Genomic DNA, 23,246 nt, shown 5'->3' with positions numbered 1-23,246 from the left:
GAGCTCGAGATGATCCGCGTATGGGCCCCGCGCGCTGAGCGTGTCCGGCTGCGGCGGCACGGCCGTCCCGATGCCGCGCTCGTTGCCGTCGCCGATGGCTGGTGGAGGAGTGACCTCACACTCGCCGACGGCGAGGAATACGGGTTCGTGCTCGACGACGCCGACGTCGCCCGCCCGGATCCTCGATCGCGGCGGCAGCCTCGCGGGGTGCATGATCTCTCGGCGCACGTCGATCTGTCCGCATTCGTCTGGTCGGATGACGTATGGACCGGACGGCGACTCGCCGGCGGGGTCATCTACGAGCTGCACGTCGGCACGTTCACACCGGAAGGGACGCTGGATGCCGCGGTCGAGCGACTCGGCCATCTCGTGACGCTCGGCATCACCCACGTCGAACTGCTGCCCGTCAACTCCTTCAACGGCGAGTGGAACTGGGGATACGACGGAGTGCTCTGGTACGCCGTGCACGAGGCGTACGGCGGCCCGGCCGCGTATCAGCGTTTCGTCGATGCCTGCCATCGCGCCGGGCTCGCCGTGATCCAGGACGTCGTCTACAACCATCTGGGGCCGAGCGGCAACTATCTGCCCGAGTTCGGTCCATACCTGCGCACGGGCACCCGCAACACCTGGGGCGACTCGGTCGATCTCGACCAGCCGGCCGTGCGCTCGTACATCATCGAGAACGCCTTGATGTGGCTGCGCGACTTCCACGTCGACGGCCTGCGGCTCGACGCCGTCCACGCGCTGAAGGACGAGAGCGTGGTCCACGTCCTGCAGGAGCTCGCCGAGGCGGCGGAGGCGCTCAGCGCCCACGTCCGTCGGCCGCTGAGCCTGATCGCCGAATCCGATCTGAACGACGCCACGCTGATCTCTGCGCGCGAGGCCGACGGCTACGGCCTGAGCGCCCAGTGGAGCGACGACTACCACCATGCCGTCCACGTGGCGCTGACGGGCGAGACCTCCGGCTACTACGCCGACTTCGCACCGTTGTCGGCGCTGGTGAAGGTCGCCACACGCGGCTTCTTCCATGACGGCACTTGGTCTTCGTTCCGGGGTGCCGCCCACGGCAGGCCGATCGACCCGCGAATCCCGTCATCCCGTCTCATCACGTTCAGCCAGGATCACGATCAGATCGGCAACCGCGCGACCGGCGACAGGCTTTCGCAGTCGCTGGATGAGGGAAGCCTGGCGATAGCCGCCGTGCTGACCGTGCTCACGCCGTTCACGCCGATGCTCTTCATGGGGGAGGAGTGGGCGGCCGGCACGCCCTGGCAGTTCTTCACGTCTCACCCCGAACCCGAGCTCGGCCGAGCGACGGCGGAGGGGCGGATCGCGGAGTTCGCACGGATGGGCTGGGACGAGTCGCTCGTGCCGGACCCGCAGGACCCCGAGACATTCCGTCGGTCCAAGCTCCGCTGGGACGAGACCCGGGAGGGCATACATGCCAGGATGCTGGATCTGTATCGCGAGCTGATCGCGCTGCGCCACGCCGTGCCCGACCTCTCAGACCCCGCCTTCGCCGGTCTCGCGGCATCCGCGGACGAGAACGAGCGCTGGTTCCGTCTGACGCGGGGAGGTGTGGAGATCCTGGTGAACTTCTCGACGGGCGTGCGGCATTTCGACGTGCCGGGTGGCGCCACGGTGCTGCTCGCGACAGATCCCGCCGCCGTGCGCGAGCCGGATTCGCTTCGGCTGCCGCCGCGATCCGCAGCGGTCCTGCGACATCCGTCGGCGACATAGTCGCTCCGAACCGGTCCGGCCGGATCCGACCGCAGTCCACTCAAACCGTTACCGGTGGTTAACACGCGCGGTCAGGATGCGCGAGAGCATGTCAGTACCCATCGAGATGAAGGATCCGTCATGCGCCGCGCCAAGATCATCGCCACCCTCGGCCCCTCCACCGAGTCGTACGAGACCATCGTGCGGCTCGTGGACGCGGGAGTGGATGTCGCGCGCCTGAATCTGAGCCATGGACATCGGTCCGAACACGAGCTGGCCTACGCGCATGTGCGTCGCGCAAGCGAGGAGACCGGTCGCGCGGTCGGAGTGCTGGTGGATCTGCAGGGTCCGAAGATCCGCTTGGGAAGGTTCGCCGATGGCCCGCACCTCCTCGCGCCGGGTGACGAGTTCACGATCACGACCGAGGACGTCGTGGGTACGAAGGATGTCGCTACCACGTCGTATGCGCACCTGGCGGCAGACGTCGAACCGGGCGATGCGATCCTCGTCAACGACGGAAGGGTGCGCCTCCGGGTGCTCGACACCGACGGTGTGCGGGTCCGCACCGAGGTGGTCGTCGGGGGAGAGATCTCGAACAACAAGGGCATCAACCTGCCCGGCGTGTCCGTCAGCATGCCGCCGCTCACCGAAAAGGACGAGTCCGACCTGCGCTGGGCACTTCGACTCGGCGCCGACATCGTCGCGCTCTCATTCGTGCGAAGCGCGAAAGACGCGCACCGCGCTCGCGTCATCATGGCCGAGGAGGGACGCGACGTCCCCCTCATCGCGAAGATCCAGCTGCCGCAGGCCGTCGAGAGCCTGCAGGAGATCATCGACATCTTCGACGGCGTCATGGTCACGCGCGGGGATCTCGGCGTTGAGCTGCCACTCGAGGCCGTGCCCATCGTGCAGAAGCGGGCGATCGAGCTTGCACGGCGGTGGGCCAAGCCGGTCATCGTGGCCACCCAGCTGCTCGACTCGATGATCGTGAATCCGGTTCCGACGCGGGCGGAGACCAGCGATGTCGCGAACGCGGTCGTGGACGGTGCGGACGCCGTCATGCTCTCGGGCGAGACGAGCGTGGGCGCGCATCCGGTGACCGTGGTCGAGACCATGGCGCGAATCATCTCTTCGACCGAGGATCACGGGCTCGACCGCATCCCGCCCCTCGGGACGAAGCCCCGCACGCAGGCCGGGGCGATCACGCTCGCCGCGGTGGAGGTCGCCGAGTTCGTCAATGCGAAGTACCTGTGCGTCTTCAGTCAGGGGGGCGACACTGCTCGCCGGATGTCGCGGCTTCGGCATGCGATCCCCATCGTCTCGTTCACCGATCTGCCCGGCACGCGCAACCGCAACGCCCTGCTCTGGGGTGTCCACACGCTCCTCGTGCCGCGCGGAAACAGCACGGACGAGCTCATGGCGATCCTCGATGACAGCCTTCTCGGCCAGGGCCTGGCGCAGGTGGGCGACCGCGTGATCGTGACGGCCGGGGCGCCTCCAGGGATCGCCGGCTCGACGAACAACGTGCGCGTCCACGTGGTCGGGACGGGGGCGAGCGAGACGCTCTGATACCCGAGCGGTCAGCGCACGCCGAGCCAGGAACGGTCGGTGAGCACGATCGGACCTGCCTCGGTCATCGCGACGGTGTGCTCGGCGTGGGCGCCGCGGGAACCGTCGACGCTGCGCAGCGTCCAGCCGTCCGGGTCTGTGACGAGTTCGTCGGTCGTCTCGAGGAACCACGGCTCGAGTGCGACGACGAGCCCTGCCCGCAGCGGGTAGCCGCGTCCGGCCTTGCCGTCGTTGGGCACATGCGGATCGCCGTGCATGATGCGGCCGACGCCGTGGCCGCCGAAGTCCGTGTTGATGGAGTACCCATCGCCGTGCGCGACCTCGGCGATCGCGTGCGAGATGTCGCCGATGCGGTTTCCGACGACGGCCGCCCCGATCGCGGCGTCCAGCGCCCGCTCGGTCGTGTCGATGAGCGCGAGGTCCTCGTCGCGGGGTGTGCCGACGACGAACGAGACGGCGGAATCGGCGACCCAGCCGTCGACCGACACCGCGAAGTCCAGTGAGACGAGATCGCCGTCACGCAACGCGTAGTCGAAAGGCAGGCCGTGCAGGACGGCATCGTTGACCGAGGTGCAGATGACCTTGCCGAACGGACGCGCTCCGAATGAGGGGTGATAGTCGATGTAGCAGGATTCGGCGCCGGCACGACGGATCAGATCGTGGGCATGACGGTCGATCGCCAGCAGGTTGGTGCCGACCTTCGTCTCATCGCGAAGCGTCGCGAGGGTCTCCGCGACGAAGCGCCCTGCGGGCTTCATCGCCTCGATCTCAGCGGGCGTGCGCAGTTCGATCATGCCGGTTCCTCTCGTCGTGTCCATTCTGTCGGACGCCGCCCAGTGCGCGGTCGATGATGTGCGGCTGTGAGGTTGCTCCGTGACGCGCGAGAGACCGGCCACGGATGCCGCGATCGGCGTAATATCTGACACATGTGGCTGCGTCGCGCATTTTATGGCTGGCTCATCCCTGCCGCATTCCTTCTCCCTCTGTGGCTGCTGGTCGGCTGGGCGGTCTTCAACGCGGGAGGCTGGGCCTTCCTCTGGGTGCTGTTCCTCGCCATCCCGGGTGTCTTCCTCTGGCAGCTCCTGCTGACACTCCTCGTCCGAGCGCGAGGAACGGTGCGAGCGCATCGCGCGGTGTCGTGGTGGGATGTGCTCGGCTTCGCCGTCTGGCATGTCCTCGTGATCGCGCTCGGGTTCTTCAACCCCGCATGGTGGGCGCCCATGATGGTCGTGACGATCCTGGTGGGCGTGGGCCTCTTCTGGCTCGCGCTGTGGCAGCTCTGGCGCGAGGCCAAGCCGTCGCGGATGGTGCTCCGCACCGCGGACGGCATGGCCTACCTGCAGCCGGCGGAGCCGGGAGCGCCCGTCGAGGTCCAGGAGGTCATCGTCGTGAGCGAGAAGCAGAGCCCTCCTCGCGTCTGAGCCCGTCCGGCCGATTGCGCATTCCCGGCCGATCGCGGCGTTTTGGCCGGTTGCCGCATCCATGGCAGAATGGACCTTTGTGCCCTGACCAGGCTCTGCCTCAGGGGAGCCCGCCGTCCGGATTGCCGATGGCCTGGGGCGCACGACATCCTTCCCATTCAATCCAGCGGTCGACCTGTGGCGGCCGCAGAGAGTAATGATCATGCAGATCCTCGACGCTGTCGACGCGGCCTCCCTCCGCTCGGACATCCCCGTTTTCGCCCCTGGCGACAACGTGAAGGTGCACGTCAATATCACGGAGGGCAACCGCTCCCGTATCCAGGTCTTCCAGGGCGTCGTCATCGGCCGCTCGGGCGACGGCGTGCGCGAGACCTTCACCGTTCGCAAGATCAGCTTCCAGGTCGGCGTGGAGCGCACCTTCCCGGTGCACAGCCCGGTGATCGACCACATCGAGGTCGTCACCCGCGGTGATGTGCGTCGCGCGAAGCTGTACTACCTGCGCAACCTCCGTGGCAAGAAGGCCAAGATCAAGGAGAAGCGCGACAACTGACGCTCGTCCTCTGAGAGACGTAGCTTCTGAGAAACGCGTGACGAAGCCCCGGACCACTGCGGTCCGGGGCTTCGTCGTGTGCGGTACGACGGGAACCGGGAAGCGCCCGCGAATCGCGCTCTCGGGACCGATCCCGCGCGCGGAGTGTGGGAACCTTGAAGAACGGCTCTCCGACAGGCGGCGCGCCCGAAGAGGAATCGAATGACGACCGAACAGACGGCCCCGGCGGGGGAGGTTCCGTCGGATCGGCCGACTCGTGAGGCGACCAAATCGAGGCGGCGTCGCAGCTCGCTCGCCTTCCTGCGGGACGTCCTGCTCATCGTGCTGGTCGCAGTGCTTGTGTCGTTCCTCGTCAAGACGTTCGTCGTCCGATCGTTCTACATCCCATCCGGTTCGATGGAGGACACGCTCCTCATCAACGACCGGATCCTCGTAGACGAGATCACGCCGCGCTTCGGCGAGTACGACCACGGCGACATCGTCGTCTTCCAAGATCCCGGAGGCTGGCTGCCACCGACCACCGAGCCGGTCCGCCCGCCGATCGTCGAGGGGATCGACTGGGTGCTCTCCGTGGTCGGCCTGTCGGCTCCCGACAGCGACGATCACCTCGTCAAGCGCATCATCGGACTTCCGGGCGATCACGTCGTCTGCTGCAACGCGCTGGGTCAGATCACCATCAACGGCGTGCCGATCGACGAGACGGCCTACGTGAAGCTGCCCGCGGAGGATGCTGCAGTCTCGGCCGACCCGTTCGACGTGGTGGTCCCCGAAGGGAGCCTCTGGGTGCTCGGCGACAACCGCTACCGATCCAAGGACTCGCGGTACAACCGCGACCAGCCCGGGCAGGGATTCGTGCCGATCGACAATGTCGTAGGACGCGCGTTCGTGATCACCTGGCCCCTGAACCGCATCGGTGCCCTCGACTTCCACCACGACGTGTTCGCCGGCGTGCCCGAGCCCGTCGGGCAGGATTCCGGCGGGTGACTGTCACGGAGCCGCGCCTGACGCTCGAGCGAAGGCTCCTGCGGGAGTATCCGATCGTCATCGCGTGCGACGAGGTGGGCCGCGGTGCGCTGGCCGGCCCGGTCGCGGTCGGGGCTGTCGTCGTCGACGCGCCACGTGCACGCAAGCGCGTGCCGCAGGGACTCAGAGACTCGAAGCTCGTGCCCGAGCCGAAGCGCGCCGAGGTCGCTGCGCGCGCGGCGTCGTGGGTATCGGCGAACGCGGTGGGCTGGGCGAGCTCGGTCGAGATCGACGAGGTCGGCATCATGCGGGCGCTCGGACTCGCGACGATCCGCGCACTGGCGGACCTGCGTGCTCACGGGGTGCTCCCAGAAGAGGCGATCGTCATCCTCGACGGCAATTACGACTACATCACCCCTGCCGGAGCACGCGGGCTCGTCGTGCGTCCGGTGATCAAGGCCGACCGCGACTGCGCGAGTGCGGCTGCGGCATCCGTCATCGCCAAAGTGGCGCGCGATGCCCTCATGACGGGGCTCCACGACGAGCTGCCCGCATACAACTGGGCGCGAAACAAGGGCTATGCGAGTCCTGACCACCGGGAGGCGATCCAGGAGCACGGACTGAGCCGGCACCACCGGTCGTCGTGGGCGATCGCGGACTGGCCGACGCTGTTCTGATCGCGGCGCTGTCCCGACACGGCGCGAGCCGTATCATCGGCGGTTCAGCTGTCGAGCGAGAGTTCCTCGGGCAGGTGGAAGTCGCGCCGTGAGAGCTCCTCGACGTTGACGTCCTTGAACGTCAGGACCCGTACCGACTTCACGAAGCGGTCCGCGCGATAGATGTCCCACACCCACACATCGGTCATCGAGATCTCGAAGTAGAAGTCGTGTTCGGTGTCTCGACGGGTCACGTTCACCTCATTCGCGAGGTAGAAGCGCCGTTCGGTCTCGATCACGTACTGGAACTGCGAGACGACGTCCCGGTACTCGCGGTAGAGCGCGAGTTCGAGCTCGCGGTCATAGTCCTCGAAGACTTCGTCATCCATGGTGAGTCCATCCTAGATCGACCACGCGACGCCGACGTCCCTCGTCTGACGCCGGATGGCGACGCCGCGGCTCCTCCACAACCACGAGATCATCGAGGCTGTCCCCGGATGCCGGCATCTCGCGCTCGGGGGAGTCCACGCCACGTCACGCTCGCCGTATGGCAGCGAAGGACGAACTGGGGCGTGCCGGCGAAGACCGGGCCGCTCGATACTTCGAGGAGAGCGGCTACCGCATCCTCTCCCGCAACTGGCGGTGCCGATCCGGCGAGCTCGACCTGGTGGTGACCAAAGGACGGGACGTCGTCGTCGTCGAGGTGAAGACTCGGCGCGGCGACGCATTCGGGCATCCCTTCGAAGCGATCGACGCGCGCAAACGCCTGCGCCTGTGGCGACTCGCGGCGGCCTGGATGGCGGCTCACCCCGATGAGCTGCAAGGGCGGCGGGTGCGGATCGATGCGGTGGGTCTGACGGGTGTCGATCCCGCGACGGCGACGCTAGAGCACCTGGTCGATGTGGAGGTGCCGTGACGGTCGCACGGACGTGGTCAGTCGCGCTCGTCGGTGTCGACGGCGAGCGTGTCGAGGTCGAAGCCGACCTCTCGAAGCAGACCCCCGAGTTCAAGATCATCGGATTGCCCGACAAGGCACTCGGCGAAGCCGTGCAGCGCGTGCACAACGCCTGTGCGAACAGCGGTCTGCCTCTGCCGCGTCGCCGTCTGACGGTCAACCTCTCGCCGGCAAGCCTTCCCAAGCACGGGTCGGGCTTCGACGTCGCCATCGCGATCGCGTCGCTCGCGACAGAAGTGCCGATGGATGCCGCATCCGTAGCCTCGACGGTCCACCTGGGCGAGCTGGGGCTCGACGGGCGGCTGAGGCCTATCCCGGGCATCCTGCCCGCCGTCGTCGCTGCGGAGCGAGCTGGACACCGACGGGTCGTCGTTCCCCACGCCAACCGGGCAGAGGCTGAACTGGTCGCAGGCGTGGAGGTGCTCGGCGCCGTGAACCTCGCTCAGGTCGCGGCATGGCACGGTGCCACGGTGGAGGTGCCGGACGTCGAGCCGGTCGGCGCGGGAGCGGACGAGCCGGCCGCGCCCGAAGACCTCGACCTCGCCGACGTCATCGGCCAGCGCGAGGCGGTCGAGGCTCTGGTCACGGCGGCGGCCGGCGGGCACCATCTGCTCATGTGCGGACCGCCCGGGGCGGGCAAGACCATGCTCGCCCGACGGCTGCCCGGCATCCTTCCCGAGCTCGATGACCGGGCAGCGCTGACGGCCGCGTCGATACGCAGCCTTTCCGGTGTGCCGGTGACGGTCCTGTCGCGGACGCCTCCCTTCGAGGCGCCCCACCACACGATGAGCGTGGCAGCCCTGGTCGGGGGCGGATCCCGCGTTGTGCGACCGGGCGCGATCGCACGTGCAACGGAGGGCATCCTGTTCCTCGACGAGGCGGGGGAGTTCCAGGGGAGTGCGCTGGACGCCCTGCGGCAGCCACTCGAGTCCGGCACGATCACGATCCATCGGGCGAGCGCGACGGCGCAGTTCCCGGCGCGCTTCCAGCTCGTGCTCGCCACGAATCCCTGTCCGTGCGGCGATTACGGCATCCGCGGGGGCACGTGCACGTGCGCGCCCGCCGCGATTCGACGCTACCTGGGCCGCCTCTCCGGCCCGCTGCTCGACCGCATGGACATCGAATTGACGCTCGCCCGCGTCTCGGTGGCCCAGGCCGGAGCTCGGCATGACTCCACGACGACGGCGATCGCGCGGTCGCGAGTCGCCGAAGCCAGGGAACGCGCGGCGCGGCGACTTGCCATCACGCCGTGGCGTCTCAACGCCCACCTGCCGGGTGGCTGGCTGCGAGACGGGCCAGGAGCCCCGCCGGCGATGGTGCGCCGTCCGCTGGATGCCGCACTGAATCGCGGCGCCCTGACCTTGCGAGGCTACGACCGCGTGCTGCGCGTCGCCTGGACGCTCGCAGATCTCGACGGCAGCCCGCAACTCAGCGCGGATCACATCGGCCGCGCCCTGTTCCTCAAGAAGGGAATCGCGCTATGAGCGCTCTCGAGCTCACGGCTTCGGCCGCCCGGCACGAACTCGCCGCCGATGCGCGAGCGCGACACCTCGACGACCGGGCCATGGTCGAGCGGTACGCGGTCGTGGTGTGGAGCCACCTGACCGAGCCTGGCGACGGCGTCGCAGGACGCTTGATCGAGCGCATCGGAGCGGTCGAGGCGCTCCGCGTGGTGCGAGACGGTGGCGGATCGCCGGTGTCGGGCATGAGCGACGGCGAACTCGCAGCCGGCCGCAAACGATGGATGCCGCGACTGCAGCCGGGTGGGATCGCGACGGCGATGCGCATCGCCTCGACGACCGGTGTCCGGATCGTGACCCGCGCCGATCCGGAATGGCCGGCGCAGCTCGACGACCTGGGCGAGCATGCGCCACTGTGCCTGTGGGTGCGAGGCGACCCGGCGAAGCTCGGTCGCCTCACGCCGTCCGTCGCCCTCGTGGGGGCACGCGCCGCCACGTCGTACGGCGACCACGTCGCACTGGAGCTCTCCGCGGATCTGGCCGGCGGCGGCATCCCGGTGATATCGGGCGGTGCCTACGGCATCGACGGTGCAGCCCACCGAGCCGCCCTGGCGGTGGGTGGGCTGACGGTCGCGCTCCTCGCGGGGGGAGCCGACCGCGCCTACCCCGCCGGTCACAGCGAGCTCATCGGCCGCATCGCCGAGCACGGCGTCGTCGCCAGTGAGGTGCCGTGCGGCTCGGCGCCTACCAAGTGGAGATTCCTCCAGCGCAACCGCCTGATCGCGGCGCTGAGTGCAGCGACCGTGGTCGTCGAAGCCGGGTGGAGAAGCGGTTCGCTCAACACGGCAGCACATGCCGCGGCTCTGTCGCGGGGCCTCGGTGCCGTGCCTGGTCCGATCACCAGCGCGGCCTCTGCGGGCTCGCACCGCCTGCTTCGCGAGTTCGGTGCGCAGTGCATCACCAGCGCGGCGGATGTCCGCGAGCTGTTGGGCCTCGACGTCACCCCGCGCTTCGTCGCTTCCGGCGGCAGCAGCGAAGAGCGACCGCCGACCGACGACACGACGCGAGTCCGCGACGCGCTGAGCACGCGAGTCTGGCGCGACGCCGAAGACGTCGGGCGCCGCGCCGGCATCGCCCGTGAAGATGTCGAAGCGATCCTTGGACTCATGCACCTGGGCGGTGAGGTGGTGCGCGGCGGCGGAGGGTGGCGACGGCTCAGTGCAGCCGCGCGAAGCTGATCCAGTCGTCGCGGAGCGTCGGGAGCTCGGGGCCGGCGAGGCGCGGCATGCTGGGATCATGAGGATCCTCGAGGCGGCGGACGCGTTCGCGGGGCATCTCGCGGAGGTGCGCCGCCTTGCTCCCGCGACGGTTCGGGCGTATCGCGCCGACCTCGCCGACCTCGCGGCGACGACGGGCGACGTTCCCCTCGACGAGATCGACCTCGAGCACCTGCGCGAATGGCTGTGGCGGTCGACGCAGCGCGGCGATGCGCGCGCCACGATCGCGCGTCGCACCGCCGCCGCGCGGGGCTTCTTCTCCTGGGCGACGGAGAGCGGTCTCCTTGAGCTCGACCCGGCACTGCGGCTCGTGGCACCCAAACGCGGACGCACCCTGCCGAGGATCGCCACGGCAGACGTGCTCGCCGGCATCCTCGAGGAGCTTGCCGCCGCCGCTGCAACCGGCGACCCGATCTCACTGCGCGATCACGCGGTGGTGGAGCTGCTGTACGGCGCGGCCTTGCGGGTCTCGGAGCTGTGCGGCCTCGATCTGGAAGACCTCGACCAGGATCGGATGACGGCGCGTGTGATGGGCAAGGGATCCAAGGAGCGGGTCGTGCCGTTCGGAGCGCCCGCGCGGCGCGCTGTCGACGCGTACCTCGTCCGTGGGCGACCCGTCCTCGCCGCGCGCCGTGAACCCTCCGCCCGCACGGCTGCGGCCGTCTTCCTCGGCTCACGCGGCGGAAGACTCGGCTCACGCGCCGCGTACGACATCGTGGCACGCACGCTCGGTGCTGCGGCCGGAGGCGCGGTCGGCCCGCACTCGCTGCGACACTCCGCCGCGACGCACCTGCTGGACGGGGGCGCCGACCTCCGCACGGTCCAGGAGATCCTGGGCCACGCCAGCCTCGGCACGACCCAGATCTACACCCATGTCTCGAGTGAGCGACTCGCTGCAACGTACCGGCTCGCGCACCCGCGCGCGTGAGACGTCATCGAAGCGACCGCTCGGCGGTCGCGACTCACCAGCCGGCTCAGCAGCACGGAAGCAGCACCGCGCGAGGCACGCCGCCGAGCAGCAGCAGCGGATTGATGTATTCGCCGTCCAGCCGCACCCCGAAGTGCACAGCGCCCGACATCGTGTGGCCGCCGAGCGACAGCTCGCCGACGACGTCACCGGCACCGACCGGCGTGCCCGGCGCAAGCGACGACTGAATCGGCTCGAGCGTGGTGACAAGCCCATCGCCATGATCGATGGTGAGGATGCCGCGACCCGCGACCATTCCCGAGAAGGCCACGACGCCCGAAGCCGGCGAGAGCAGCTGAAGACCCGACAGGGGTCGCAGATCGACGCCGCGGTGACCCGGCCCGAAGCGATGCGCCGGCGCACGATACGGATTCTCGAGGCGGAAGCTCCCAACCGGCCACCGCCACCCTCGATCCGACAGGTCGGCGGCAGGCGTCACAGCGTCGTCGGCGCGAAGGTGGGCGTCCGCCGGTTGAGCGGCCACCACGCCGCCCACGAGCACCAGAAGGATCCCACCGGTCGCTGCCAGACGCGCGGTGAGCGAACGCCGGTACCCATCGTTTCGCGCCATTGCTCAATTCTCGCGAGCATCGTCCGACCTCGAGGGCGCGTGCACCGGACGGTGCAGAACCTCGACCGCCCCCGCGCCTGGGGAGGAGACGCCGGCTGGTACACTGGGATGGCACCCCGCACGTCGGGGTGACTCCGCGTGCCCCCAGCACGACGAACCCGGTTCGCCGGTCCCTGAGCTTGTCGAAGGGCGTCGTGCGGCATCCACCCCCATCGGTCCCTGAGCTTGTCGAAGGGCGGGCGTGTGCCGGGCACCAGGCTCGCCGGCCGCAACGGTCAGGCGCGAACACAACCGCAAGAGGCGCAGCAATGCGCCAGAACAGGAGAACGGCCATGGCCGTCGTCACCATTCGCCAGCTGCTCGACAGCGGCGTTCACTTCGGGCACCAGACCCGCCGGTGGAACCCGAAAGTCAAGCGCTTCATCCTCACCGAGCGCAGCGGCATCCACATCATCGACCTGCAGCAGTCGCTGACGTACATCGACAAGGCGTACGAGTTCGTCAAGGAGACGGTCGCCCACGGTGGCACCATCCTCTTCGTCGGCACCAAGAAGCAGGCGCAGGAGGTCCTCGCCGAGCAGGCCACGCGCGTCGGTCAGCCCTACGTGAACCAGCGCTGGCTCGGTGGACTGCTCACGAACTTCCAGACGATCTCCAAGCGTCTCGCGCGCATGAAGGAGCTCGAGGAGCTCGACTACGAGGTGCCCGCGAACAGCGGCTTCACCAAGAAGGAGCTGCTGCTCAAGAAGCGCGAGCTCGACAAGCTGCACAAGTCGCTCGGCGGAATCCGCAACATGACCAAGACTCCCTCGGCGATCTGGGTCGTCGACGCCAAGCGTGAGCACCTCGCCGTCAACGAGGCCACGAAGCTCGGCATCCCCGTCATCGGCATCCTCGACACGAACGCCGATCCGGACGAGTTCCAGTACCCGATCCCCGGCAACGACGACGCGATCCGCTCCGTGGGCCTGCTCACGCGCATCATCGCCGACGCCGCAGCTGAGGGTCTCATCCAGCGCCACCAGCCGAGCGAAGAGTCGGCGGACGCCGAACCCCTCGCTGACTGGGAGCGCGAGCTGCTCGAGCAGCCCGCCGCCGACGAGGTCGTCGAGACCGGTGTGATCTCCGACGAGGCCGTCGCCGTCGCAGACGAGGCCGAGGAGGTCGCCGAGGTCGTCGACGTCGCCGAGGCAGCCACCGAGTCAGAGGCCGACATCGCGGGCGCCGATGCGCACGACGAGGTCGTCGCAGCCGAGGCGGACGAGACCGTGGCCGAGGTCGCGGACGCCGAAGCCGCCGCCAAGTAGCATCCTTCGGCACCGCCGAATGAACTCCGCCTCGGCGGGACCGCTCTGAGCCGCGCGCTCCGGGCGGTCCCGCCGAGGCATCCCAAGCACTCACCACCAATCAAGGAGCCACCACCCATGGCAAACTTCACGATCGCCGACATCAAAGCGCTGCGCGACCAGCTCGGCACCGGCATGGTCGACACCAAGAAGGCACTCGAAGAGGCCGACGGCGACGTCGAGAAAGCCGTCGAGATCCTGCGCCTCAAGGGTGCGAAGGGCAACGCCAAGCGCGCTGACCGTTCCACCAGCGAGGGCCTCGTCGCGGCACGCGAGCAGGCCGGCAAGGTCACGCTCATCGAACTGGCATGCGAGACCGACTTCGTCGCAAAGAACGACCGCTTCATCGCGCTGGCCGACAAGGTCGCGGATGCCGCAGCCGCCGTCGCCGCGGACTCCGTCGAGGACGCCCTCGCCGCCCCCGAAGGCACGCAGACCGTCGCGCAGCTCATCGACGACGAGGCCGCCATCATCGGCGAGAAGGTCGAGCTGCGCCGCGTGCGCACGCTGACCGGCGACAAGTTCGAGGTCTACCTGCACAAGACCAGCAAAGACCTGCCCCCGCAGGTCGGGGTCGTCCTCGCCTACACGGGTGATGACGCAGAGACCGCACGCAGCCTCGCGCAGCACATCTCGTTCGCCAACCCCTCGTACCTGAGCCGCGATGAGGTCCCCGCGGCCGACGTCGAGAAGGAGCGGGAGATCGTCACCGAGATCTCGCGTCAGGAGGGCAAGCCCGAGGCCGCCCTGCCGAAGATCGTCGAAGGACGCGTCAACGCGTTCTTCAAGCAGGTCGCCCTGCTCGACCAGGACTACGCGAAGGACAACAAGCTGTCCGTCGCGAAGGTCGCCCAGGATGCCGGGCTGACCCTCACGGGCTTCGCCCGCTTCAAGGTCGGCGCGTAACTCATCGTGAGAAGCCCGCATCGGATCCCCGGTGCGGGCTTTTCTCATGCCCTTCGATAGGTTGTCGGAAGTGAGAGAGGATCACCGTGATCAATGAGACCACCGGGCGCCGCCGCGTCCTCTTGAAATTGTCGGGCGAGGCGTTCGGCGGTGGCCAGCTCGGCGTCAACCCCGACGTCGTGAGCCAGATGGCCCGAGAGATCGCCGAAGCCGTCGGAACCGTCGAGATCGCCGTGGTCGTCGGAGGGGGCAACTTCTTCCGCGGGGCGGAGCTGAGCCAGCGAGGCATGGACCGTGGTCGCGCCGACTACATGGGCATGCTCGGAACCGTGATGAACGCCCTCGCGCTGCAGGACTTCCTCGAGCAGGCCGGGGCCGCGACGCGCGTCCAGTCGGCCATCTCGATGACCCAGGTCGCGGAACCGTACATCCCGCGCCGAGCGGAGCGCCACATGGAGAAGGGCCGCGTCGTGATCTTCGGCGCCGGAGCCGGCTTGCCGTACTTCTCGACCGACACTGTGGCCGCACAGCGTGCGCTCGAGATCGGAGCCCAAGAGGTGCTCGTGGCGAAAAACGGCGTCGACGGCGTGTACACGGCAGACCCCAAGAAGGATGCCTCCGCCACTCGCATCGACCGGATCACCTACATCGACGCCCTCCAGCGCGGACTGAAGGTCGTCGACTCGACCGCCTTCAGCCTGTGCATGGACAACCGGATGGACATGCGGGTGTTCGGCATGGAGCCGGCCGGCAACGTCACGCGAGCCCTGCTCGGCGACGAGATCGGCACCCTCGTCACCACCTAGATCAGCCCGGTCGAGGGGCACGGCTCAACTAGACTGGCCGCGCCCCATCAATGCAAGGAGTCACAGTGATCGCGGATGTCTTGGCCGATGCCGGAGCGCGCATGGACCGCGCCGTCGAGGCTGCGAAGGAGGACTTCGCGACCGTCCGCACCGGCCGGGCCAACCCGCAGCTCTTCCAGAAGATCCTCGTCGACTACTACGGCAGCCCTACCCCGCTCGCGCAGCTCGCTTCGGTGAACAGCCCCGAGGCGCGAACCGTGCTTGTGACCCCGTACGACAAGTCCGCCCTCAAGGCGATCGAGCAGGCGATCCGCGACAGTCCGAACCTCGGCGCGAATCCGACGAACGACGGCAACATCATCCGGATATCGCTTCCGGAGCTGACCGAGGAGCGACGTCGCGAGTACGTGAAGCTCGTTCGCGGCAAGGGCGAGGATGCCAAGGTGCACGTCCGCGGCATCCGTCGCAAGTCCAAGGACGATCTCGACGCGCTCAAGAGCGATGTCGGCGAAGACGAGCTCGGCCGTGCCGAGAAAGAGCTCGATGCGCTCACGCGCGCACACGTCGACGCGATCGACGAGGCGCTCAAGCGCAAAGAGGCCGAACTGCTCGAGGTCTGAGGTCCAGGTGTGACCGATTCATCCGGCGATGCTGCAAGCGGCGAGGTGCCGCCCGCCGTTCCGCTGACGAGGCGTGAGGCGGCCGACACACGTCGGCCCGAACCCGTGCCCACCGACTCGGGTCCGGCCTTCCAAGCCCACGTGCGCGCTGCTCGCAGTGAGTTGGAGAGCCAAGTCGCGCACGCCCGCGCCGAGTTCGAAGAGGCGAACGAGCGCATCAAAGAACGCACCGGCCGCGATCTCATCCTCGCCACCCTCATCGGCCTCGCCATCGGCATCCTGCTGGTCGCGTCGCTCATCTTCGTGAAGTGGATCTTCGTCGTCTACGCGCTGGCGGCCGCGGTGCTCGGAACGTTCGAGCTCTCGCGCGTGCTGATCGCCGCCGGCCGCCGCGTCGACCTCATCCCGCAGCTCTTCGTCGCGGTCGTGCTCGTGCTCACGGCGTCATTCCTCGACCTGTGGCTGCACTGGGTGGCGCTGTTCGTCGCCATCGCGGTGGTCGCCGTGTGGCGCATGGTCGCGCAGATGGCGGCAAAGGATGGCCGCACGTACGGCGATGTCCTCAGCGATGTCCTCATCGCCGGATTCCTGCCGCTCTACCTCGCCTTCTTCGCCAGCATGTCGGTCGTACTGCTTCGCCAGGAGGGCGGCGAGTGGTGGGTGCTGGCGTTCATCATCCTCTGCGTCGTCTCGGACACGGGCGCGTACGCCGCCGGACTCTCGTTCGGCCGGCACCCGATGGCACCCCGGATCAGCCCGAAGAAGACGTGGGAGGGGTTCGCCGGCGCTGTCCTGGCAGCTCTGATCGCCGGTGTGCTGCTCGCGCTGTTCATGCTGGGTCTCGACTGGTGGATGGGCGTCGTGTTCGGCGTCGTGATCGTCGCGACGGCGACCGTCGGAGACCTGGCCGAGTCCATGATCAAACGCGACATCGGCATCAAGGACATGAGTTCGTGGCTGCCCGGCCACGGCGGCGTCCTCGATCGACTGGACTCGCTCCTCCCATCGGGCACCGCTGCGCTTGCCCTGTTCTACCTCTTCACCCCCCTGGTGGCATCATGACGACCGACACTGCGCCGACGGCGGCGTTTCCCGAAGCCCGGGGCCGCGAGAAGGGCTATGAGAAGCACGCTGTCGATGCGTTCCTGGCCCGCGCACGAGCGGCATTCGAAGACGGCGGTGAGCACCTCACCGCAGCCGACGTGCGCCAGGTCTCGTTCGCGCTCGCTCGGCACGGCTATGAGATCGCCCCTGTGGATGCCGCGCTCGGCCGCATCGAAGACGCGTTCGCCGCACGGGAACGCGCCGAGGTGCTCACGACGGTCGGCGCCGGCGCATGGGTGGGACGCACGCGCGACACCGCGCAGACCGTGCTCGATCGCCTCGCCCGGCCCAAGCGCGAAAGGTTCGATCGCGTGAGCATCCTCCGCTACGGCTACCGGGTCGACGAGGTGGATCTCGTGTCAGACAAGATCGCGCGCTATCTCGAGACCGGCGACTCGGTCACAGTCGAGCAGGTGCGCTCGGTGGCGTTCCGGATGCAGCGCGGCGGATATCGCGAAGCGCAGGTGGATGCCGTCCTCGACGCCGTCGTGGACGTGATGCTCGCCGTCTCGTGACGCCCGCGCGGGCTCGGATGGCGTGCCCCGTGAGCTCTCGCTAGACTCGGGGAACTGTGACTTCCGGAAACGAGCTGACCCCCACACGCCGCTCAATCCGCCGGGATGTCGTCACCCGCGAGGCGGCACCGGTTTCGGCGCCTCGTGGCGCGAGCACGACCATGCCCAGATGGTCCCGGCGACGCGGTGTGCTCGGCGTGTTCGCGGCCTTCGCGGCCGTCGGCTTCGTAGTCGCGTATGTCGGCCCGACCGGCGTCGCGATCTCGCAGGCGAACGCCGAGGTCGTCGCCCCGGTGTCGCTGTATGCCAGCTCGCTCGCCGACATCCAGTCCCACACGGTTCCTGCGGCCGCCTCTTCCGAGGTCGCACCCCTCGACCGCGGCGGATACACCGTCTACGTGAAGCCCAAGCCCAAGCCCAAGCCGGTCGTCGTGACCACCACGGCCAGTTCGTCCTCCAGCTCTTCTTCGGGCTGGTCGCCGCCGTTCGTGGCGCCCGATCCCGGGTCCGCGCAGGCGATCGCGTATCCGATGGTCCTGGCGCGCGGATGGAACGATGCCGAGTTCGGATGTCTCGTGGCGCTGTGGAACAAAGAGTCCGGCTGGCGCGTCAACGCCTACAACGCCGGAAGCGGTGCCTACGGCATCCCGCAGGCTCTCCCGGGCAACAAGATGGGCAGCGTCGGCGCCGACTGGGAGACCAATCCTGCCACGCAGATCACCTGGGGCCTGAACTACATCGGCGGCCGCTATGGGTCGCCGTGCGGCGCGTGGGGCCACTCGCAGAGCGCGGGCTGGTACTGACGACCATGCCGCGGTCGAACCGCCGTCGCTCGGACCCGACAGGCGATGAACCGTTCGAGCGTCTGCTTGCAGGCTGGAAGCGCACCGAGGTACGGCGCGGTGTCCAGTGGACCGTGCAGCCCGTGTCGGCGGTACAGGCGACCAAGACCTATACGTGTCCGGGCTGCGGCCGCACAGTCGACGCGGGCACGGCCCACCTGGTCGCCTGGCGCGCTGACGGAGTCCTCGGCGACGAGGCTGACCTCGCCTCGCGGCGCCATTGGCATTCCCACTGCTGGAGGATCGGCTGACATGGAGATCCGCGGACCTCTGCTTCTTCCCGCGCGCCGGGAAGACATCGAACTGGAGACGATCGACGGGCTCACCCTGGTCGGAGAGCTCGCACTGCCCGCCGAGCGAGACCCGGTCGCAACGCTCGTGACGCTGCATCCGCTTCCCACGGCGGGCGGATTCATGGACTCGCACATCATCCGCAAGGCCGCGGCACGGCTCCCCGCACTCGCAGACCTCGCGGTGCTGCGCTTCAACACCCGCGGCACGTCGTCTTCGCGCGGGACGAGCGACGGAGCTTTCGACGGCGGGCGGGCTGAAGCATTCGACGTCGCAGCCGCGATGGACCTCGTGCGCGAACGAGGGCTCCCGCATCCATGGCTCGTCGGCTGGTCGTTCGGCACCGAACTCGCGCTCAAGTACGGCCGCGACCACGACGTCGAGGGCGCCATCCTGCTCTCACCACCGCTCCACCGCGCGACCGATGCGGATGTGGCGGCGTGGGCCGACGACCACCGTCGAGTGATCGTCCTGGTTCCCGAGTTCGACGACTACCTCAGACCGGATGCCGCGGCGGAGCGCTTCGCGAGTCTGCCGGACGCCGTGCTCATCCCGGTGGCGGGCGGCAAGCATCTCTGGGTGGGCGAGACCCAGACCAGACGCGTGCTGACCGAGATCGTGGCCGCGGTGAATCCGGATGCGCTCCCGCTGCCCGAGGAGTGGGACGGGCCGCTGGGGGAGTAGAGCGTCAGCGCTCGTTCTGACGGGGGATGACCACCTGACGGTAGATGATCAGGATGCTCGCCGCCACGGGGATCGCGATCAGCGCACCGAGCAGTCCCAGGAGCGCCCCGCCGGCCAGCGCGGCGATGACGACGACGGCGCCGGGAACGGATACCGCCCGATTCATGATGCGCGGCGACAGGATGTAGGCCTCGATCTGCATATAGACCAGGTAGTACCCCGCCGCCCAGAGACCGTTGGGCACGGAACCGAGACCTGGGATGAAGCAGATCAGCACGATGATCGTCGAGCCTGTGAGGGTGCCGACGAGCGGGATCAGCGAGAAGAAGAAGGCGATGACCGCGAGCACAGCAGGGAAGGGTGCCTGGATGATCGTCAGGAAGATGAAGCTCAGCACCCCATTGATGACGCCGAGCGACACCTGGCCCATGACGTAATAGCCGACGGAGTCCGTGATCTGCTCGCCGAGATCGATGAACCTCTCCCGCTTGGATGCCGGTGCCAGCTGGTAGACCGCCCGCTTGAGACTCGGAGTGGATGCCGTGAAGTAGATCGTGAGGATCAGCACGATGAACGCTCCGCCGAGGCCGGCGAACAGGGCGACGCCTGCTCCGATCACACCTCCCGTGATGGAGCCGGCATTTTCGAGGGCCCAATCCTGCACCTGGGCGATGACGGCTGCGAGATCGAGGTTCGGGAATGCGTCGTGCACCCAGGTCTCGACGTCGTCCCAGAAAGTCGGGCGGTTCAGCAGCTTCGTGACCTCGTCGACCAGCTGCGACACCTGGTCGGCGAGCACCGGGACGATGATCAAGATGATTCCCGCGAACACCGCCAGCACCCCGAGGATCGTGATGAGGACGGCGAGCCAGCGCTTCATCTTGCGTCGCTCGAGCCACGCCACGATCGGGTCCAGGCCGAGCGAGAGGAACAGCGCAGTTCCGACGTAGAGCAGAATCGTCGACAGCGTCTGGATGCTGCCGATGAAGAGCAGGCCGAGACCCACGCCGAGGGTCGCAACGAACGCGACCCGGAAGGGGTTGTGCACCTTCATGGAGGATGCCGCCTCTCTCGGCGCGTCGGCCGCTTTGCTGTTCCGTCAGGATACGCACTGGTGACGCCCAGCGGCCGGAATGACCCCTCCCGGGCCCCTCTCAGGTCACTTTCGCTAGGCTGAAATGTCAAGTAGAGGATCCGCCCTGTACTCCAGCGGGTTCGGGAGAGGTGTGATTCGTGCGTTTCGTGTGGGCCGTGGCGGCATTCGTGCTCGCCGCAGTGATGATCGTGGCGGGAATCGCGCAGCGAACGATCTTCCAGGGACCCAAGACCGAAACGGTTTCCATCTCGGCTGAGCAGGACGCCCCCTACCTGCTCATCGACGGGGCGGTCCTCAACCAGCTTCCGGGCTCCCAGACGCTCCGCGCGCAGGCCGACGGCGACATCTTCGCCGCCTACGGCCGCGCCGCCGACCTCCAGGCGTGGCTGTCCGACGTCCCCTACAACGAGGTCACGCTAGACGAAGCCGGGGCTATCGTCACGACGAATGTCGTACCCGTGCCGGCTGACGAGGGCGACGCCGAGTCGGGCGACGCCGCGGACGAGCCGGCCGCCGGGCCTACCGACAAGCAGCTGGCGGCTCACAGTCCGGTCGGCTCCGACCTCTGGCTCGATGAGTTCCAGCAGACCGACATCCTGATCGCCCCGCTCCAGCTTCCTGAAGAGATGAGCATCCTGGTGGCGACCGACGGCGTCGAAGCGGCGCCGACCGACGTCACGGTCTCATGGCCCATCGCGAACGCCACGCCCTGGGCGGGTCCGCTCATCGTGGGCGGTGGGATCCTCATGGCCATCGGCGTCCTGCTCTACATCCTGGGGATCCGGCATGCCCGTCGCTCGCGCGGCCCGCGCCGCAAGGGCCTCCCCTTGCCCGTCACCGAGCCGATCGATCTCGCGGTGGAGGGTGAGGACAAGGGCGTCATCAGCGCCAGTCCCTCGACCCGCCGCGCGGTGTCGACCGGCCGCCGGGCCTTCGCGATTGTGCCCGTCGTCGCGGTCTCAGCACTCCTGTTCAGCGGCTGCTCGGCGGACTCCTGGCCCCAGCTGGGTCAGACGCCGACACCGAGTCCCACCGCCACCGTTGTCGCACCCGAGGGCCAGCAGGCGCCCGCCGTCACGAAGGCGCAGGCGGAGCGCATCATCGCCCGCGTCGCGGCGACCGCCGCGGATGCCGACAAGGAGCGCGACAAGTCCCTCGCGGCGACACGCATGGATGGCACCGTGCTCGCCACCCGAGCGACCAACTACGCGCTGCGCGAATCGATCGCCGACTACAAGGCGCCGGCAGCGATCCTGACCAAGCCGCTCGAGATCGTCCTGCCGCAGGCGTACGACGGCTGGCCGCGCTCCATGATGGCAGTGGTGGACGACAAGGCGACCAAGACGTCGAGCATCATGGTGCTCACGCAGGAAGACGCGTGGTCGCCGTACAAGCTCACCTATCAGGCGAGCCTCGAGGCATCGACCGAGATGCCCGACCTCGCGCCGTGGTACATCGGTGCACCTCAGGTACAGCCTGACTCGCCGTTCCTGATCATGGCGCCCGACCAGCTCGCGACCGCGTATGCCGACGTCATCAACGAGGGCGACAAGAGCGAGTACTTCGACATGTTCGAGGCCGAGGGCGATCACCTGCGCGAGGGCATCGCCACCGACCGCCAACGTCGCTTGGACGAGTTCAACAAGACGGCGTCGCAGACCGGCAGCCTCACCTTTTCTTCCGCCGTGGGCTCGCAGGACGCGTTCGCGCTCGCCACTCTCGAAAGTGGCGCTATCGTCGCTGTGAACATCGACGAGACCGACACGGTCAAGCCGACCAACGAGGATGCCGTGATCAAGCTCGAGAGCAATCCGACGGTGAAGACCCTCGCCGGCGCGGATCAGTCGTCCACCGGCTTCTCGACGACGTTCACCGACCAGGTGTTCTTCTACGTCCCGGCCCAGGGGTCGAACGAGAAGATCCGCCTTCTCGGCTATTCCTCCGACATCCTCAACGCGAAGGTGATCCAGTGACCGACGTCTCCCCGGGTGCCGCTCTACGCGGCGCTGTCGACCTCTCGGCACTCCGGAATCGGACCACCGCTCCCGTCCCCGGCGAAGCGTCCGCCACCCCGGCAGCCGCCGTGCCGGCGCTCGTGATGGATGTCACGGACGAGACGTTCCCCCAGGTGCTCGAGCTGTCGCGCACCGTGCCCGTCGTGATCGATCTCTGGGCGGAGTGGTGCGGGCCGTGCAAGCAGCTCTCACCGGTGCTGGAGAAGCTCGTCCTGGAAGCAGGCGGCCGCCTCGTGCTGGCCAAGGTGGACGTCGACGCGAACCCGCAGCTGTCCCAGGCGTTCCGCGCGCAGTCGATCCCGATGGTCGTCGCACTCATCGGCGGTCAGCCGGTTCCCCTGTTCACGGGTGCCGTCCCCGAGCAGCAGGTGCGCGAGGTGTTCGCTCAACTGCTGCAGCTCGCGGCGCAGAACGGCGTGACCGGGACCGTTGAGGTGGCGGGGGCCGGGGAGTCCGACGAGGTCGAGGAAGCGGTGGAGCCGCCGCTTCCACCACTTCACGCCGAGGCCTTCGACGCCATCGAGGCCGGGGACTACCCGCGCGCGATCACCGCGTATGAGAAGGCCCTCGCCGAGAACCCGCGGGACGCAGATGCCCGTGCCGGTCTCGGACAGGTTCGACTGCTCGACCGGGTACAGGGCGTGGACCTTCAGGCCGCCCGTGCCGCCGCGGGCGCCGCGCCGACCGACATCCCCGCACAGCTGACGGTGGCCGATCTCGACCTCGCCGGCGGACACGTCGACGACGCGTTCGACCGACTGCTCGACCTGTTCGCGCTGCTTCCCTCGGATGAGCGCGGACCGGTCCGCGAGCGTCTGCTGGAGCTGTTCGCCCTGGTGGGCGACGCCGATTCCCGCGTCATCCGTGCGCGCGGGCGCCTCGCGTCACTGCTGTTCTGACACGCGGGGCTGCA

Annotated in this window: 25 protein-coding genes; 21 read left to right on the top strand and 4 right to left on the bottom strand. The window is 68.4% G+C overall.

The features are described from left to right. The first annotated feature begins 9 nt into the window (after nucleotides 1-9). A complete protein-coding gene (treZ, locus tag ABD188_RS13895; RefSeq protein WP_344063393.1) occupies nucleotides 10-1,740 on the top strand; it encodes a malto-oligosyltrehalose trehalohydrolase in 1,731 nt (576 codons plus the stop codon). A gap of 120 nt (nucleotides 1,741-1,860) precedes the next feature. Continuing rightward, on the top strand, nucleotides 1,861-3,288 hold the full coding sequence (pyk, locus tag ABD188_RS13890) for a pyruvate kinase (RefSeq protein ID WP_344063390.1): 1,428 nt from the start codon (nucleotides 1,861-1,863) through the stop codon (nucleotides 3,286-3,288). Nucleotides 3,289-3,299: 11 nt separating this feature from the next. On the opposite strand, the gene map is transcribed toward pyk, so the two are convergent. Next, complete coding sequence (gene map / locus ABD188_RS13885; RefSeq protein ID WP_344063387.1) at nucleotides 3,300-4,082, bottom strand: type I methionyl aminopeptidase; 783 nt, start codon at nucleotides 4,080-4,082, stop codon at nucleotides 3,300-3,302. 132 nt (nucleotides 4,083-4,214) lie between these two features. Here map and ABD188_RS13880 point away from each other — a divergent pair, with 132 nt between their 5' ends. The 4 genes from ABD188_RS13880 (at nucleotide 4,215) to ABD188_RS13865 (ending at nucleotide 6,899) form a co-directional block, all read left to right on the top strand. Then, nucleotides 4,215-4,709, top strand: a complete 495-nt coding sequence (locus tag ABD188_RS13880) for an MFS transporter permease (RefSeq protein ID WP_344063384.1) — start codon at nucleotides 4,215-4,217, stop codon at nucleotides 4,707-4,709. Nucleotides 4,710-4,911: 202 nt separating this feature from the next. After that, on the top strand, nucleotides 4,912-5,259 hold the full coding sequence (gene rplS, locus ABD188_RS13875; protein WP_344063382.1) for a 50S ribosomal protein L19: 348 nt from the start codon (nucleotides 4,912-4,914) through the stop codon (nucleotides 5,257-5,259). Between the two features lie 201 nt (nucleotides 5,260-5,460). Beyond that, on the top strand, nucleotides 5,461-6,243 hold the full coding sequence (gene lepB / locus ABD188_RS13870) for a signal peptidase I (RefSeq protein WP_344063380.1): 783 nt from the start codon (nucleotides 5,461-5,463) through the stop codon (nucleotides 6,241-6,243). Continuing rightward, the gene (locus tag ABD188_RS13865; protein ID WP_344063377.1) at nucleotides 6,240-6,899 is read left to right on the top strand and encodes a ribonuclease HII; all 660 of its coding nucleotides are present in this window, start codon (nucleotides 6,240-6,242) and stop codon (nucleotides 6,897-6,899) included. The genes lepB and ABD188_RS13865 overlap by 4 nt, the downstream gene beginning before the upstream one ends. A gap of 44 nt (nucleotides 6,900-6,943) precedes the next feature. Here the strand turns inward: ABD188_RS13865 and ABD188_RS13860 are convergent, their stop codons facing one another. Next, the gene (locus ABD188_RS13860; protein WP_344063374.1) at nucleotides 6,944-7,267 is read right to left on the bottom strand and encodes a DUF2469 domain-containing protein; all 324 of its coding nucleotides are present in this window, start codon (nucleotides 7,265-7,267) and stop codon (nucleotides 6,944-6,946) included. 158 nt (nucleotides 7,268-7,425) lie between these two features. On the opposite strand from ABD188_RS13860, the gene ABD188_RS13855 reads away from it, so the two are divergent. From ABD188_RS13855 to ABD188_RS13840, 4 genes are read left to right on the top strand one after another with little or no spacing between them, the layout of a single operon-like run. Next, nucleotides 7,426-7,794, top strand: coding sequence for a YraN family protein (locus ABD188_RS13855; protein WP_344063371.1), 369 nt, complete (start codon nucleotides 7,426-7,428; stop codon nucleotides 7,792-7,794). Next, nucleotides 7,791-9,317: a YifB family Mg chelatase-like AAA ATPase gene (locus tag ABD188_RS13850; protein ID WP_344063369.1), complete on the top strand. Its 1,527-nt coding sequence runs from the start codon at nucleotides 7,791-7,793 to the stop codon at nucleotides 9,315-9,317. Before ABD188_RS13855 ends, ABD188_RS13850 begins: the two co-directional genes overlap by 4 nt. Beyond that, nucleotides 9,314-10,531 carry a DNA-processing protein DprA gene (dprA, locus tag ABD188_RS13845; RefSeq protein ID WP_344063366.1) on the top strand — a complete coding sequence of 406 codons (1,218 nt, stop codon included), beginning with the start codon at nucleotides 9,314-9,316 and terminating at the stop codon, nucleotides 10,529-10,531. The genes ABD188_RS13850 and dprA overlap by 4 nt, the downstream gene beginning before the upstream one ends. A 58-nt stretch (nucleotides 10,532-10,589) precedes the next feature. Beyond that, nucleotides 10,590-11,498: a tyrosine-type recombinase/integrase gene (locus tag ABD188_RS13840; RefSeq protein ID WP_344063363.1), complete on the top strand. Its 909-nt coding sequence runs from the start codon at nucleotides 10,590-10,592 to the stop codon at nucleotides 11,496-11,498. Nucleotides 11,499-11,544: 46 nt separating this feature from the next. On the opposite strand, the gene ABD188_RS13835 is transcribed toward ABD188_RS13840, so the two are convergent. Next, nucleotides 11,545-12,108 carry a M23 family metallopeptidase gene (locus tag ABD188_RS13835; protein WP_344063360.1) on the bottom strand — a complete coding sequence of 188 codons (564 nt, stop codon included), beginning with the start codon at nucleotides 12,106-12,108 and terminating at the stop codon, nucleotides 11,545-11,547. A gap of 332 nt (nucleotides 12,109-12,440) precedes the next feature. On the opposite strand from ABD188_RS13835, the gene rpsB reads away from it, so the two are divergent. The 9 genes from rpsB to ABD188_RS13790 all read left to right on the top strand — a co-directional run bounded on the left by rpsB (nucleotide 12,441) and on the right by ABD188_RS13790 (nucleotide 19,222). Next, entirely contained in the window at nucleotides 12,441-13,415 is a 975-nt protein-coding gene (rpsB, locus tag ABD188_RS13830) for a 30S ribosomal protein S2 (protein ID WP_344063357.1), read from the top strand. A 117-nt stretch (nucleotides 13,416-13,532) separates the two neighbouring features. After that, a complete protein-coding gene (gene tsf / locus ABD188_RS13825; RefSeq protein WP_344063355.1) occupies nucleotides 13,533-14,360 on the top strand; it encodes a translation elongation factor Ts in 828 nt (275 codons plus the stop codon). 86 nt (nucleotides 14,361-14,446) lie between these two features. After that, on the top strand, nucleotides 14,447-15,166 hold the full coding sequence (gene pyrH, locus ABD188_RS13820) for a UMP kinase (RefSeq protein WP_344063352.1): 720 nt from the start codon (nucleotides 14,447-14,449) through the stop codon (nucleotides 15,164-15,166). A gap of 65 nt (nucleotides 15,167-15,231) precedes the next feature. Beyond that, entirely contained in the window at nucleotides 15,232-15,786 is a 555-nt protein-coding gene (gene frr / locus ABD188_RS13815; protein WP_344063349.1) for a ribosome recycling factor, read from the top strand. A gap of 9 nt (nucleotides 15,787-15,795) precedes the next feature. Beyond that, on the top strand, nucleotides 15,796-16,848 hold the full coding sequence (locus tag ABD188_RS13810) for a phosphatidate cytidylyltransferase (RefSeq protein ID WP_344063347.1): 1,053 nt from the start codon (nucleotides 15,796-15,798) through the stop codon (nucleotides 16,846-16,848). Further along, complete coding sequence (locus ABD188_RS13805) at nucleotides 16,845-17,405, top strand: DivIVA domain-containing protein (protein ID WP_344063344.1); 561 nt, start codon at nucleotides 16,845-16,847, stop codon at nucleotides 17,403-17,405. Before ABD188_RS13810 ends, ABD188_RS13805 begins: the two co-directional genes overlap by 4 nt. Before the next feature lie 161 nt (nucleotides 17,406-17,566). Continuing rightward, nucleotides 17,567-18,208, top strand: a complete 642-nt coding sequence (locus ABD188_RS13800; RefSeq protein WP_344063341.1) for an aggregation-promoting factor C-terminal-like domain-containing protein — start codon at nucleotides 17,567-17,569, stop codon at nucleotides 18,206-18,208. 5 nt (nucleotides 18,209-18,213) lie between these two features. Beyond that, a complete protein-coding gene (locus ABD188_RS13795) occupies nucleotides 18,214-18,498 on the top strand; it encodes a hypothetical protein (RefSeq protein ID WP_344063338.1) in 285 nt (94 codons plus the stop codon). 1 nt (nucleotide 18,499) lies between these two features. Continuing rightward, complete coding sequence (locus ABD188_RS13790; RefSeq protein WP_344063335.1) at nucleotides 18,500-19,222, top strand: alpha/beta hydrolase; 723 nt, start codon at nucleotides 18,500-18,502, stop codon at nucleotides 19,220-19,222. A gap of 4 nt (nucleotides 19,223-19,226) precedes the next feature. On the opposite strand, the gene ABD188_RS13785 is transcribed toward ABD188_RS13790, so the two are convergent. Next, nucleotides 19,227-20,276, bottom strand: coding sequence for an AI-2E family transporter (locus ABD188_RS13785; protein WP_344063332.1), 1,050 nt, complete (start codon nucleotides 20,274-20,276; stop codon nucleotides 19,227-19,229). A 179-nt stretch (nucleotides 20,277-20,455) separates the two neighbouring features. On the opposite strand from ABD188_RS13785, the gene ABD188_RS13780 reads away from it, so the two are divergent. Beyond that, complete coding sequence (locus ABD188_RS13780) at nucleotides 20,456-22,291, top strand: DUF8094 domain-containing protein (RefSeq protein ID WP_344063329.1); 1,836 nt, start codon at nucleotides 20,456-20,458, stop codon at nucleotides 22,289-22,291. Further along, nucleotides 22,288-23,232, top strand: a complete 945-nt coding sequence (locus ABD188_RS13775; protein WP_344063326.1) for a tetratricopeptide repeat protein — start codon at nucleotides 22,288-22,290, stop codon at nucleotides 23,230-23,232. Before ABD188_RS13780 ends, ABD188_RS13775 begins: the two co-directional genes overlap by 4 nt. The last annotated feature ends 14 nt before the right edge of the window (nucleotides 23,233-23,246 follow it).

The sequence above is a fragment of the Microbacterium pumilum genome, from assembly GCF_039530225.1.
Lineage (GTDB): Bacteria > Actinomycetota > Actinomycetes > Actinomycetales > Microbacteriaceae > Microbacterium > Microbacterium pumilum.
The sequence above is the reverse complement of the archived record's forward strand: the minus strand, read 5'-3'. Positions and strand labels throughout refer to the sequence as shown.

Bases quoted from the DNA above. Each gene is read 5' to 3' on its own strand.
- rpsB (WP_344063357.1), top strand. From the start codon at position 12,441: ATGGCCGTCGTCACCATTCGCCAGCTGCTCGACAGCGGCGTTCACTTC.
- dprA (WP_344063366.1), top strand. From the start codon at position 9,314: ATGAGCGCTCTCGAGCTCACGGCTTCGGCCGCCCGGCACGAACTCGCC.
- ABD188_RS13860 (WP_344063374.1), bottom strand. From the start codon at position 7,267: ATGGATGACGAAGTCTTCGAGGACTATGACCGCGAGCTCGAACTCGCG.
- ABD188_RS13795 (WP_344063338.1), top strand. From the start codon at position 18,214: ATGCCGCGGTCGAACCGCCGTCGCTCGGACCCGACAGGCGATGAACCG.
- ABD188_RS13840 (WP_344063363.1), top strand. From the start codon at position 10,590: ATGAGGATCCTCGAGGCGGCGGACGCGTTCGCGGGGCATCTCGCGGAG.
- tsf (WP_344063355.1), top strand. From the start codon at position 13,533: ATGGCAAACTTCACGATCGCCGACATCAAAGCGCTGCGCGACCAGCTC.
- ABD188_RS13805 (WP_344063344.1), top strand. From the start codon at position 16,845: ATGACGACCGACACTGCGCCGACGGCGGCGTTTCCCGAAGCCCGGGGC.
- ABD188_RS13835 (WP_344063360.1), bottom strand. From the start codon at position 12,108: ATGGCGCGAAACGATGGGTACCGGCGTTCGCTCACCGCGCGTCTGGCA.
- ABD188_RS13790 (WP_344063335.1), top strand. From the start codon at position 18,500: ATGGAGATCCGCGGACCTCTGCTTCTTCCCGCGCGCCGGGAAGACATC.
- ABD188_RS13800 (WP_344063341.1), top strand. From the start codon at position 17,567: ATGCCCAGATGGTCCCGGCGACGCGGTGTGCTCGGCGTGTTCGCGGCC.
- ABD188_RS13880 (WP_344063384.1), top strand. From the start codon at position 4,215: ATGTGGCTGCGTCGCGCATTTTATGGCTGGCTCATCCCTGCCGCATTC.
- ABD188_RS13855 (WP_344063371.1), top strand. From the start codon at position 7,426: ATGGCAGCGAAGGACGAACTGGGGCGTGCCGGCGAAGACCGGGCCGCT.
- ABD188_RS13785 (WP_344063332.1), bottom strand. From the start codon at position 20,276: ATGAAGGTGCACAACCCCTTCCGGGTCGCGTTCGTTGCGACCCTCGGC.
- treZ (WP_344063393.1), top strand. From the start codon at position 10: ATGATCCGCGTATGGGCCCCGCGCGCTGAGCGTGTCCGGCTGCGGCGG.
- rplS (WP_344063382.1), top strand. From the start codon at position 4,912: ATGCAGATCCTCGACGCTGTCGACGCGGCCTCCCTCCGCTCGGACATC.
- map (WP_344063387.1), bottom strand. From the start codon at position 4,082: ATGATCGAACTGCGCACGCCCGCTGAGATCGAGGCGATGAAGCCCGCA.
- lepB (WP_344063380.1), top strand. From the start codon at position 5,461: ATGACGACCGAACAGACGGCCCCGGCGGGGGAGGTTCCGTCGGATCGG.
- pyk (WP_344063390.1), top strand. From the start codon at position 1,861: ATGCGCCGCGCCAAGATCATCGCCACCCTCGGCCCCTCCACCGAGTCG.